The following is a 13,590-nucleotide window of genomic DNA, read 5'->3' on the forward strand; positions in this document are numbered from 1 at the left end:
ATGAAAAGATATGCAAGTTGCTACTGTAGATATTCATCAGATAAGCAACAACAACAAAGTATAGATCATCAATTAGAAAGAATAGAAGCTTTTTGTAAGAAACATGACATTACACTTATTGAGCAATACATTGATGAAGCACAAACAGGGACTAGTGATCAAAGAAAAGCATTTCAACGTATGATTGAAGATAGTGAACACTCTAAATGGGGTTATCTATTGGTCTATGATCTATCAAGACTAGCTAGAAATGTAGAAGATCAGATGTTCTATCAAAAGATACTCAAACAACATGGCATTATGATCATAAGTGTTGAGGAAAAATTTGACAGTTCACCAGAAGGGCATCTTTTCTCGCTCATTACAGCAGGTATCAACGAATATTACTCAAAGCATTTGGCTAAAAGATCATTTGCTGGGGTAATGCAAAATGCTAAAAAAGGTATTGCCATTGGAGGCATACCACCGTTAGGTTTTGATGTTGATGAAAATAAGCACTACATTATTAATAAAAAAGAAGCGGAGTCTGTAAAAATCATATTCAATAAAACAGCTGCAGGTTGGTCACGACAAGAAATTAAAGACTATTTGAACGAAGAGGGATATCTATCTAAAAGAGGAAGACCTTTTTCAAACAGTTTTTATGAAATTCTAAGAAATAGAAAATATATTGGTGAGTATGTGTTTAACCTATCAACTAAGAAAAAAAGCAGAGGTAAAAGAAGTGATCGAGTCAATAATGAGGATGATATTGTTAGAATACCTGGTGGACTGCCTCAAATCATTGATAAACAAACATTTGATAAAGTGCAGCATATGTTAAACAAAAGAAGAAATTCAAGCGTTATAGAATTCAAACCTACAAAATATCTTATGAGTGGGAGATTAGAGTGTGGTTATTGTGGTATGGCATATAGCGGAGGAGCTTCGTTTTCTAAAAGAAGAAATATACCTTATGCATACTATGGACATCTTAACTACAAACAAGGTAGATGCAAGTCTAAAGATATACCCGTATTATATATAGATAATTGGGTAAAGGAGTTTGTTATTAAAGATTTTCTTTCAATGAATAATCTATCTGAGAGAACAAAGGATATAAATGATCAAATCAAGATAGAAAGAGATAAAATAAAACAAGAGATCAAAGCATTAAAAAGCAGAATGTCATCTATTGAAACTATACTTCAAGAAAAAGCAAAACAACTAGTTAGTTCTAATTTTTCAATATTTGCCTTAGAGGATGCAGAAGAGACTAAAAATGAAATGGCTAAAATAGAACGAGAACTTAGACAAAAACAAAGACGTATGGAATTACTTAAGCGAATCACAAATGAAAAATTGGCAAAAACTATAAAAAAATTCAAGAATTTATGGAAAAGTAAAGAAAATTATGATGATTTAGGAAAATTTATATATGAAATGCTTTCTCGTTTGGTCATTACAAATGAAATCATCAAAGCCTATATCAACTATGATATGATTACAAGAAAACTTTGTGACTTTGATATTGAAATTGCTAGTATAGATAGATCATTACTTATGAGAATTTGGAGAAATTAATAATTATAATTGAATGATATCTTTGTTTTGGATATCATTTTTTTATTGCAAAAACTAAGATGATATTACAATATTAAACTTAAAATGATATAATAAATAAAAGTGATTAAGTATTAGGGGAGAAATTGTAAGCTTATCAAGTGATAAATATAATTGTAAAAAAAACCTTACAAGAAAAGGGGAGTTACATGAAAAAAATAGATATAATTAAAAACCATAATTATAATGATTTTAAAGATATACTACATAAAAAAATAGAACAGATGAGTGGTGACTATATAGATTTAATAGCTGGAAATATTCATAGAGAGCTAGGTGGATATCCTGGAAGAAATCATCGAATGCCCATTTGTTGCAAAGCTATGAGAGATCTGATGTCAGATAAAGATCAAATTATATACGAACCAAAGAAAGGGAACGGAGCGACCTTAACTATTCGTTATTATCAAAATGAGATTTGAGATAGGATTTGAAAATAAGTACTAGAAAAAGAACTGTTAAAAAAATAAGTAATGATTTACCGACCTATAAATAAACGTTAAGAAGGAGTTAAATATGATTCTAAGTTCAGTAATAGCAGGAGACTATAAATCAGCAAGTATTTTAATGATTTCAGGTTTTCCAAATATTTGTGAAAAACATAAACATATTCCATTGAATTCAAAATATATTGAAAGTTATGAAGTTATAACTGATGAACATAGGAAAAGTGCATCAAGTGCAGTTGCTAGAGGAGCAATAGGTGCCGTTTTGCTTGGACCAATAGGGTTACTTGGTGGGGCAATATCGGGGAAAAAAAAGGGAAAATATACAATTGCGATAAAATTTAGAGATGGAAAAAATAGCCTATTAGAAGTTAATGAAAAAATATATAAAATAATCATGCGAGCTTGCTTCAATCCCAGTGAAAATAGCGTTAAAATTGAAACTTCAAATGATTTTGTAGAAGTAAATGATACAAATTACATTAACGAACTGAAGCAATTGAAAGAATTAGTAGATCAAGGAATATTAACTGAAGCTGAGTTTAATAAGAAAAAACATCAAATCTTATCAAACATGAGCAAAAAATAGATAATATTTTAAATATATAATATTGAACTTAAACCAATAACTTCACTTAGTTTATATGAAAGAGGCATCATGTGGATTATACGAAGTAAAATATGGATTAAGAAAACATCACATAATTTTTTAAAAACTCATTAAATTGGAGGGAAATAAGAATGAATGAATTAAATAAAGATAATATTTTTATAAATCACAAGAATGGAAATGGTGTTCTTGAGTATCTACAAAATCAAATGCTTGGTGATGAAAAAGCCGTATTTATGTATGCTGGGCCATCGGCAGTTTTACCCAAGCTAGCAGTAGGACTATTGCTGACTTCCAAAGCAAGATGTTTTGTGGGTGTAGTATTGAAAAAATTAGTATTCAAATCAGAATTGTTAATTTCTACAAAAGCATCAAATCTACTCGGTTTAATAACAGATGAAAAAAATGAAACATATATTGTTTTTAAGAGTGATGTCAATTCGATTACAAAAACGTCTGGTCAAGAAGATAAATCAGAGACTTACGATCGAATTAAAGTCGTATATGATATAAAAAACGACATGATTAACAAAACATTGCAAATTATATTAAGCGATTTAATTCTTATAACTCAAGATAACCCCACGGAAGAGGAAGAGCCAAGTGAAGATGGAGAAACAATACAAAGTGATTCTCCAAAAACACCAGCAACAACAAACTACATAAGTGAATTAAAAGAGTTGAAAGAATTACTAGATATGGATATTCTAACTAAGGATGAATTTGAGGCTAGGAAGAAAGAAATATTATCACGATAGTTGGAAAAACTGATTTTATAATTAAAAAATCAAGAAATGATGTTTCAAGTGAAAATAGCATTAAAATTAAAACTTTAAATGATTTTTGTAGAAGTAAATGATACAAATTATATTAACGAACTGAAGCAATTGAAAGAATTATTTGATATGGGTATATTAAGTGAAGAAGAATTCAATCTTGAAAAAAGAAAGTTGTTGGAATAAATTTTTTTTGACAGAGGTCTTCACAGAGACATAAACTCACCAAAGTAAGTAAATTTCGGATAATTTTTTCAGCGCCATATTATAAAATTGTTCAGCTGTATATTATTATGAAGAGTTACCAAAACTATCTATGTAATTTAGATTTCTATATCAGTCTAGTCAGATAGACACGGATGGTTGTGTGAACCCCTACGGGTCACCAATAAAATCATAAAACAGCTCATTTAAAACAATAAATGGGCTTTTTATATGGAGTTTTATATATGTTTAATAATTCTTCAAATAAAAGTTTTATAGATTTTTGGATTGTTTGTATAAAATTTTCTAGAAATTAAGCAAAAAGTCTTGAGATTGTAAAGCTTATGACAACATAAGCAAATTCATCACCAGGCAAAGAAAGTCCATAATAAGCATGTAAAATATACCTAAAAATACAACTTATATTGATATAAGTTTTGGTAATTTTTCATAGATACTATAGAATGAAATAAATATGCCATAAAATTTATGATATAATTAGGATGACAAATGTTTACGATATAGGGGGATGATTAAATGATTACATTTCTTGACATTGAAGTAGATGAAAACACTAAAAAAATAATAGATTTTGGTTGTATTAAGGAAAACGGACAAATTTTTCATGATAATAATGAGAAGAAATTTTTGAAATTCATTGGGAAGTCTGATTTCTATTGTGGTCATAATATTGTAAACCATGATATGAAATATATTAATAGAAGTGTTCACAAGACTGTAATAAAGAAAAACGAAGTGATTGACACTTTATTTATGTCAACCCTACTTTTTCCTGACAAACCTTATCATAAGTTAATTAAAGATGACAAATTATTACCAGAAGATTCAAATAATCCTTTAAATGATTCTGAAAATTCAATGGCTTTATTTTTTGATGAAATAAATGCATTTAACAAGTTAAATAAAAATATTCAAATTATTTACTATAATCTACTGAAGGATATTGAAGGATTTACTGGTTTTTTTAATTATCTTAAATTTAAAAGTAATATAAAGGATATATTACAGATAATTAAACAAGAATATTTTGGGTATATTTGTGAAAATTCTTTTTTAGAAAATTTGATTAGTAATTATCCTTTAGAGTTAGCATATAGTTTGGCATTAATTAAAACAGAGCATATTGAATCTCTTTTCCCAAAGTGGGTAATAAACACTTACCCTATTGTTGAAGATGTCATCCTACAGCTTAGAGGCACTCCGTGTGATAAAGGGTGCCAGTATTGTGATAATCATTTGGATGCAAAGCTAAATCTAAAGAGATTATTTAATTTTGATGAATTTAGAGACTTTGATGGATTACCATTACAAGAATTAGCGGTGAATACAGCTCTAAAGAACAAATCGCTGATTGCTGTATTTCCAACTGGTGGAGGGAAATCCTTAACTTATCAATTACCAGCATTAATGATGGGCGAAAACACAAGATCTTTAACTGTCATCATCTCACCACTTCAGTCATTGATGAAGGATCAAGTTGATAATCTACAATCAAAAAACATTAATAGGTCTGCTATGATAAATGGATTATTAGATCCTATTGAACGAGCTAAAAATATTGAAAGAGTATTTAAAGGTGAAGTAAGTATTTTATATATTGCACCAGAATCTCTTCGTTCAAAAACAATAGAAAGAATTATGTTAAGTAGAGATATAGCTAGATTTGTTATAGATGAAGCTCACTGTTTTTCAACATGGGGACAAGATTTTAGAGTAGACTACCTATATATTGCTGACTTTATAAAAAATATACAAGAAAAGAAAAATAATAATAAAATAATCCCCGTTTCATGTTTTACAGCAACGGCTAAACTTAACGTTATTAAGGATATTGAAGGATATTTCATGAAGAAATTAAATCTTCCTATGGAAAAAATAACAAGTGCGAGTACCAGAAAAAATCTTAAATTTAAAGTATTTAGCGTCAAAGATGAATCCGAAAAATACAATAAATTAAGAGAACTTATCGATTCAAAAGATTGTCCAACAATAATTTATGCTTCAAGAATTAAAACAGTTAATAACTTACAAGATAAACTATCTCAAGATCAATACGACGTTTCAAAATTCCATGGAAAAATGGAAGTTGATGACAAAGTGAAAGCACAAAACAAGTTTATGGCCGGGGAAATCAAGATAATGGTTGCTACTTCAGCATTTGGTATGGGAGTAGATAAGAAAGATGTTGGGACAGTTATTCATTACGAAATTTCAAGCTCATTAGAAAATTATGTTCAGGAAGCAGGAAGAGCCGGAAGAGATGAACATATAAATGCCGATTGTTTTGTATTGTATAATGAAGAAGATCTAGACAAACATTTTAGTCTTTTAAACAATACAAAATTAAATTTAAAAGAGATTCAACAGATTTGGACAGGTATCAAGCGAACATCTCGAGCTAATAGAGCTGTTTCCAAATCTGCTTTAGAAATAGCAAAAGATGCGGGTTGGGAAGAGAATATTGCAGGTTTGCAAACAAGAGTTACAACAGCTATAGCAGCACTAGAAGATTCAGGATACTTGTCGCGAGGGCAAAATTCTCCTCGTATTTATGCAAATAGTATTTTATCGGAAAGTATGATTGATGCTTCAAAGATAATAGAGAGTTCCACAATTATTCAAGAACAAGACAAAATACTTGCGAAACGAATCACTCAAAGTTTGATTTCTAGTAAATATAGTAAAAGATCTAAGAATGTAGAATCTGAATCCAGAATAGATTATATGGCTGATATGTTAGGTATAAAATTAAGTGAAGTTGTTCGAATAGTAGGTTTGTTGAAAGAAGAAAAAATACTTGCTGATAACAAGGATTTAGCATGTTATATAAAAATCAAATCTAAAGTGAATACCTCATTAAGAATTCTAGATGACAGTAATAAATTAGAAAGATTTTTAATCAATGAATTTACACAAGAAGAGTGTTCCTATAATCTTAAGGAGCTAAACGAAAAAGCGACTGAAGAGAATTTAAAGTCAAATGTAAAATTAATAAAAATGATTATTAATTATTTCAACATAAATAAGTACATTGAAATTAAAAAAGTAAAAAACAATATTCTGAAAATTCAAGTAAATAGAGCCAAAGATGAACTATTTAAACTTATTGAAGATAAACATGTATTATCTGCATTTATTCTAGAATTTCTATATAAGAGAAGTGAAAAAGAACAAATTAAAGAGACCGATGAATATAGTATTGTTCTTTTTTCTGTGCATGAATTAAAAGACAGCTATGAAAAGCAAATCAACATGTTTAATACAAAAGCTTCTATTGATGAAATTGAAGATTCTCTATACTACATGAAAATAATTGAGTCAATTAAGATTGAAGGCGGGTTCTTAGTAATTTATAACCCAATGAAAATAACAAGATTAGAAGTTGACAATAAAAAAAGATATACTAAAAAAGATTATGAAAAATTAGAATTATTTTATAAAAATAAAGTAGAGCAAATACATATTGTAGGTGAGTATGCTAAAAAGATGTTAAAAAATTATGAAGATGCACTTCAATTTGTAAATGATTATTTTAATATAAAATACGAGGACTTCTTAAAAACGCACTTTCCAGGAGGAAGAGCAAAAGATATTCAAGTTCAACTCTCACCAAGTAAGTTTAAACAACTATTCGGCGAACTTTCTGCAGATCAATTAGCAATTATAAACGATAAAAGTGATAAGATTGTTGTCGCTGCTGGTCCTGGTAGTGGTAAAACTAAATTACTCGTTCATAAATTAGCATCCGTAAGTTTGATGGAAGATATTAGATCTGATCAAATGTTGATGTTGACTTTTTCAAGAGCTGCAGTGATAGAATTTAAAACAAGGTTAGTAAGCTTACTAGGAACAGCTGCTCACTATATTGAAATCAATACTTTTCATTCATTTTGTTTCGATATATTAGGTAAAGTAGGAAATTTGGAACACACAGATAAAGTAATTGACCAAGCTATTGAATTGATTGATAATGATGAAGTTGATTCCACAAGAATCACAAAGATGATACTTGTGGTTGATGAAGCACAAGATATGGTTGAAAATGAATACAGATTAATTTTGAAATTAATCGAAAAGAATGAGAATTTACGAATTATTGCAGTAGGAGATGACGATCAAAATATATACGAATTTAGAGGTTCGTCAAATGAATATTTAAAACAGTTAATGGAAGATGCAACTTTTTATGAATTACCTCAAAATTACCGAAGCAAGAAGAATCTTATTGATTTCACTAATGAATTTGTAACATGTATATCTGGAAGGATGAAAGTAACTCCAATCATTCCGGTGCAAAAGGAAGATGGACTTATTAGAGTTATCCAACATATTGCACCTAATAATCTTTATGAACCTGTTGTAAAACATATTGCAAAATCAGATTTATCTGGTACGACTTGCATACTTACTAGAACCAATGAACAAGCGAGTATTATTACTGGTATGTTAAATATAATTGGAATAAAAGCACAATTAATACAAGAAAATAGTGAATTTAATTTATTTAGCTTATTTGAGTTTAGAGAATTCATTAATTTACTAAGTCAGAATGAAACTCTATCAGTAATAAGCAATGACTTATGGTTAAAAACTAAAAAAGATTTCTTAGTAGCAAAGAAAGATAATATGCATTATGATGTTTTGAGCAAAGCGCTCGATACATTTGAATTGCTTAACCACAAGATTAAATATATGTCTGATTTATATGAATTCTTAAAAGAATCATCATATGATGATTTCGTTACTTGCAAGCAACTTTTGGTATCTACTTTACATAAATCCAAGGGTAGAGAGTTTGATAATGTTATCATTCTTTTTGATAATGAATTTGATTTGAAGAACAGAGATAAACGTTTATTATATGTAGGTATGACCAGAGCTAAAACAAACTTGTTAATTCACTATTCAAGTGATTACTTGAGATTTAACGATATTTCCAACTCTGAATATTATGTTGATAAGAATGATTATGAATTACCTAATGAGTTAACATTTACTCTAACCCATAAGGAAGTTAATCTAGGATATTTTAAGTTTACTCAGAAATCTGTTGAATCAATTGACATAGGAGCTGCACTTACATTAATTGATAATGGAAGACTCATACACGATAACAGCAAAATACTTCAATTCTCAAAAAAATATAAAGAAGATATTGAGAAACTTTTAGAACAAGGCTACGTATTTGATGGTGCTATTGTTAAGTATAAACTATACTGGTACAACCCTGACATTGAAGAAGAGTTAGTAATAATATTACCTGAACTAAAATTTGCCAAGAAACCAATATAATCATAAAACAGCTCATTTCAGACAAGAAATGGGCTTTTTATATGGAAATTTATGTAAATTAAATTAACCAGCAATTATCGGCTTCTCTCTTACATTACGACATATATTTTGAAGTTTAAAAAATGAATATGTGCATATACAAGTCGCTAGTTCCAGCCAGCTAATTTTCTATATATGGTTTTTAAACATATAAATAAAACCTATATAGTTCATATAACATGAACTTTAATATTACATATAACGCATAAAAACAATAAATATATGAACATTAAAAATATTAATATTAACACTATAATTCATAATAGATATATGAGAAAATATAAGTGTAAGAGGTGATCACCCATTACAAAAAAGAAAATACTAATAAAAAGAGGGAAGTTTATGAAAGAGTTAATTATAATGGCAGGATTGCCAGGATCAGGAAAAACTTATATAAGAAATAAATATTTTGCGGATTATAAGGCAGTAGATTGTGACGAACTTAAAAAAACAATTAAGGGATATAACCCGGATCAACCAAGAGCATTACATTTTGAATCCAAGATAGCTGAAAAGTATGAAATATACAACAACTTAAAGAATAAAGTGCCTTTTATATATGATACAACAGCTACTAACACTGATAAAATAATAAAATTAACAAAGCTAGCTCAAGCGTTGGGATATATAGTTAAAATTATTTATGTTCAAGTAAGTCTAGCTACAGCATTTAGAAGAAATTCGAAAAGACATCGAGTAGTACCTGATGAAATTATAATGGATAAATATTCAAAACTTGAAATATCATTGAAAATATTAAACAAGTTTGCCGATAAAGTAATAACAATTAATAACGAAAAAGATGAATTTAATATAATAATAGCACCTATTAAATTCAAACAGGAAGCAATAAGTGCCTGAAATAAATTTAGAACATTGATATTAAATAGATCAATATAAGGCAAGTTTATAATCAAAACCAGGTTGCTTTGTGTGAGATAAAACGAATACTAGACAATGAAGTTATAAGAAAAACTAAAGATGATTTCTAAATTAAAAATAACATGAGAGGTAAAAGAAATGACATTATTAAAATTAGATCAATATATTGATAACTACATCCATAGACTCCAACTAAAAAAAGCGATTAAAGGCATGAATAACATCGCTTATCAAGTCAAACACTCTAAAAAATCAAAATCATTATATTTAAGTTTAAGTTTATTTATTTGTAATAATAATTATAAGAGAACAATTAGAATTAGTGATCACTTTCTTGATAATCAACATACCAGAAGTCATAAGTTTAAAGGAGTATTAGTGGCACCAAATAGAAATATTGGTTCAAACAAATTAAAAAAACTAGAATCATACATATCTAAACAGATAATTAAGTTACTAAATGATGCACCTAGACATGCTATTTATACATTTAAAGCGAACTAGAATAAAATACAAGTTAAAGTGATTAGGTATAAAAATAAGCAAAAACAATATTGGAATAATTTACAGAAAAAAAAGCTTCGCAAGCAAAATATAAAATATGTATGTTTGTAATGAAATCAGAGATGTTAAATAAAAAAACTTAAAAAGAAAAGTAAATGGAGAAGAAAAGAGATATTATATAAGGTAAAAAAAACACAACAATTTAATAAAAAAACTATTTAAGAACACAAAATATGAACTTTAGAAGTATAATTATTATGTATATGTTTATTAATATGAACATTATAAATTAATATTTTAACACTATTAGACATATAGATAATATGAGATAATATATCTATAAGAACTTAAGAAATAACATCAATACAAGATATTTTAGAAACTAATTCACGATTTCAATTGATTACCATGTAGTACAAGATCACCAAAAATAGAATCATAAGACACAATAAATGATCTCAGGTGACTAGCTTCTTTTGAATAAACCTGAGATGAAACAGTTAATTAGTTGCTAGATAAAGAATAGATAGACATAAACAGAAGAAATAGGGAGAATTAAAAAATGGAAAAAAAAGAATTTATACTTCCAAAATATGATGGAAAAATTTACTTTATGAATAAAGAGAATGAAGAAAAGATTAAGAGCGAAAAAAGAAAAGTATATACAGAGGATAAACAATTTGCTCTAGTATATACTGAAAAAGATATAAAAAGTATTATTGAAATTCATGAATTCATTGAGTATCAAAATTACGAGGGGAAACGCTCTTATGAAGATGAGATTTATGACTGGTTTATTCTTGAATTGGGCATTGACAAGCACAGATTTTATAATTGGGGAATATTTGGAAAAAATATAGACAAAAATGTCAATCTCGTATTACATTTTACAAATGATGAAATTATGTGTACTTGCTTAATCAACAAACAAGACAGTTTAAAAGAGGGATCTGATGCCATATATGGAGTAGGAAGTAACGACACTTTGTTTTTAACGCTTTCTATAGGAACTAAAAAAATAATGGAGGAAGACATTAATGGATAATTACAATGGTTTCATAATCAATGAAGAAAGTCGCCAGCATATTAATCTATCCGCCCATGCTATGCTGACAATTGAAGCTGATATGATTCGTTTTAATGAGGATTATGAACTTAAAAATAAGAGTGGATTTATTAATACAATTATTAAAAATTATCATGATCAGTTTCCTCTTTCTAGATCAGTAACTTTAAAACAAATCAATGCGATTCAAAATACTATAATAAATGATGATTTTAGTAAAAAATTGACTGATAGAATTATTGAGGAATTCACAAATGAAATTATGAGAACAATCATTGATGAATATTCAAATAAATATACAAGTGAAATTCAATTCAAATTAAAACTGAACAAGTTTAACAAGTCATTATTGGAAAGTTTAGAAGAGGCAAAGTACTTCAATGATTATGCACCAAGATCAGGTATTTCATTTTATATAAAAATCTTACTTGAATCTTATGCAGTTTTAACAAGAGCAGCAAGAGAAAGTATTTATTTTAAAGAAATTATTGATATTTTAGAGGAAGCGATTAAAAAGAAAACATATATTAAATTTAAAGATAATGGAAAATTCAAAAAGGTGAAGCCAGTTTGTGTCTATAAACCAAAAGGTGAACAAAATGTTGAAGTCATTCTAATGAATAATTCTAATGATGAAGAAGATCCTGGATTGATATATAACACTAAAATTAAATCATTAAAGAATAAAGACTTAAGAGGACTGAAAGAAAAATATAGAATAGATATAGATTCAAGTATAATCAAAAATATATTTTCAGAAAGAGATTTTGCTTCTAAAAAACCAAAAAAGATATTCACCATTAAATTCACAAGTGGTGGTCTTCATAGATTTATTTATGAAGAAGATAGAATACCTATAATAGGTATTCAAGATCCAATAAATGAAAAGATATACACATTCAAAACAACAGAGACACAAATTTTCTTTCATTTATTTAAATTCGGATCTCAAGCTCAAATTATTAGTCCGAAAGATGCGAGAGAAAGATTTAAAAAAGCATACAAAGCATCATATGAAGCATATGATAAAGTAGATGCAAAGGATTGATAAAATATGAAAAGAAGAAAATGTTCTAAATGTGGAGAAGATATATCCCATAGACCTAAGAACCATTACCTATGTTATGAATGCTGGTTAGTTGAGGAATCTAATATACAAGTAAGTAATGTTTCATTGGAAATAGAAAGTCATGCTAATCATGGCACATATAATCAAACATATGAAGAAAGATATAAAGGCGATTCTGATTATGATATAGGACCCTATTGGGATTATGATGAATACCCACCAGAAAACTTATAAATAAGAAAAGGATAAATTATATGAAACTGAAAGATATTAAAACCAATTTTAACAAATTTAACGCTTATTTACGAAAAGAACGGAAAAATGATTCAGCTTACTATGACAGTATGACATACCATATTGTCAAAGACAAAATTACATTTATGGTTAAAGATCCTGATGATTTCCCAAAAGAGTATATGGAATCCGAAATTTATGATTTCGATATTGAAATTGAACTCGATAGTGATACGGGTGTCACTCAATATGGAAATCGTTATCGAGCACAAAAGAAAACCATGACTTTATGGATAAGATAAAAGCATGTATCAAAAAAGGAGACCATAAAAATGATTGTTAGAGAGTTTTTTGATTTAATTAAAAATACAAATTTCGAAATAAGTGCTCAGGATTTAGATAATGGTAAAGAGTACCCCAGAAAAATCAGGTTACATAGTTTTGGATATGATAATTATGGATATCCAGGTTCAGGAACCTTTAAGTTTAATGTTGTCAAAACAGTAGAGGGTGATTCACAATCATTAGTAAAAATTTATAATACATATCATCAAATACCAAATGACATACTTGATATGAATTTAATTGAAATTGTTTCAATGTCATGTGGAGCTTACGTCAAAACATCAAGTAGCAATATTCATTATCCTGGAAACAACTTTCGCTTTACATTTCTTGTTTCTGAAAATTCTTAGTGAATATTTGAAGTTTTTCACATGGATAATATCAAGTGTTGGTAAATGCTTATTAACTAAACTACTTCTATAATGCTATCATTACAGATCATCTAAAGATTGTTTTTATCTTCATTATTACAAATTTAATAAGATTAATTTGTATTAGAA

The 13,590-nt window shown here is 27.9% G+C and carries 13 protein-coding genes; all 13 read left to right on the forward strand.

Going from position 1 to position 13,590, the window contains the following annotated elements; genetic code table 11:
- The gene (locus tag MPAN_RS00465) at nucleotides 1-1,563 is read left to right on the forward strand and encodes a recombinase family protein (RefSeq protein ID WP_176239073.1); all 1,563 of its coding nucleotides are present in this window, start codon (nucleotides 1-3) and stop codon (nucleotides 1,561-1,563) included.
- 188 nt (nucleotides 1,564-1,751) lie between these two features.
- Complete coding sequence (locus MPAN_RS00470; RefSeq protein WP_176239074.1) at nucleotides 1,752-2,024, forward strand: HNH endonuclease; 273 nt, start codon at nucleotides 1,752-1,754, stop codon at nucleotides 2,022-2,024.
- Between the two features lie 94 nt (nucleotides 2,025-2,118).
- On the forward strand, nucleotides 2,119-2,637 hold the full coding sequence (locus tag MPAN_RS00475; protein WP_176239075.1) for an SHOCT domain-containing protein: 519 nt from the start codon (nucleotides 2,119-2,121) through the stop codon (nucleotides 2,635-2,637).
- 152 nt (nucleotides 2,638-2,789) lie between these two features.
- Nucleotides 2,790-3,416 carry an SHOCT domain-containing protein gene (locus tag MPAN_RS00480; RefSeq protein ID WP_231756782.1) on the forward strand — a complete coding sequence of 209 codons (627 nt, stop codon included), beginning with the start codon at nucleotides 2,790-2,792 and terminating at the stop codon, nucleotides 3,414-3,416.
- A 78-nt stretch (nucleotides 3,417-3,494) separates the two neighbouring features.
- Nucleotides 3,495-3,620: an SHOCT domain-containing protein gene (locus MPAN_RS09060; protein ID WP_176239076.1), complete on the forward strand. Its 126-nt coding sequence runs from the start codon at nucleotides 3,495-3,497 to the stop codon at nucleotides 3,618-3,620.
- 555 nt (nucleotides 3,621-4,175) lie between these two features.
- The gene (locus tag MPAN_RS00485) at nucleotides 4,176-8,951 is read left to right on the forward strand and encodes a RecQ family ATP-dependent DNA helicase (RefSeq protein WP_176239077.1); all 4,776 of its coding nucleotides are present in this window, start codon (nucleotides 4,176-4,178) and stop codon (nucleotides 8,949-8,951) included.
- 381 nt (nucleotides 8,952-9,332) lie between these two features.
- Complete coding sequence (locus MPAN_RS00490) at nucleotides 9,333-9,851, forward strand: ATP-binding protein (protein WP_176239078.1); 519 nt, start codon at nucleotides 9,333-9,335, stop codon at nucleotides 9,849-9,851.
- Between the two features lie 159 nt (nucleotides 9,852-10,010).
- Nucleotides 10,011-10,376 (forward strand): hypothetical protein, encoded by a 366-nt coding sequence (locus MPAN_RS00495; RefSeq protein ID WP_176239079.1) that lies wholly within the window; start codon nucleotides 10,011-10,013, stop codon nucleotides 10,374-10,376.
- Nucleotides 10,377-10,938: 562 nt separating this feature from the next.
- On the forward strand, nucleotides 10,939-11,421 hold the full coding sequence (locus tag MPAN_RS00500) for a hypothetical protein (RefSeq protein WP_176239080.1): 483 nt from the start codon (nucleotides 10,939-10,941) through the stop codon (nucleotides 11,419-11,421).
- A complete protein-coding gene (locus MPAN_RS00505; protein ID WP_176239081.1) occupies nucleotides 11,414-12,490 on the forward strand; it encodes a WYL domain-containing protein in 1,077 nt (358 codons plus the stop codon). Before MPAN_RS00500 ends, MPAN_RS00505 begins: the two co-directional genes overlap by 8 nt.
- Nucleotides 12,491-12,496: 6 nt before the next feature.
- Nucleotides 12,497-12,745, forward strand: coding sequence for a hypothetical protein (locus tag MPAN_RS00510; protein WP_176239082.1), 249 nt, complete (start codon nucleotides 12,497-12,499; stop codon nucleotides 12,743-12,745).
- Nucleotides 12,746-12,765: 20 nt separating this feature from the next.
- Entirely contained in the window at nucleotides 12,766-13,047 is a 282-nt protein-coding gene (locus tag MPAN_RS00515; RefSeq protein ID WP_176239083.1) for a hypothetical protein, read from the forward strand.
- Between the two features lie 30 nt (nucleotides 13,048-13,077).
- Complete coding sequence (locus MPAN_RS00520; protein WP_176239084.1) at nucleotides 13,078-13,440, forward strand: hypothetical protein; 363 nt, start codon at nucleotides 13,078-13,080, stop codon at nucleotides 13,438-13,440.
- Nucleotides 13,441-13,590: the final 150 nt, after the last annotated feature.

Source organism: Mariniplasma anaerobium, from assembly GCF_016865445.1.
GTDB classification, from domain to species: Bacteria; Bacillota_I; Bacilli_A; order Acholeplasmatales; family Acholeplasmataceae; genus Mariniplasma; species Mariniplasma anaerobium.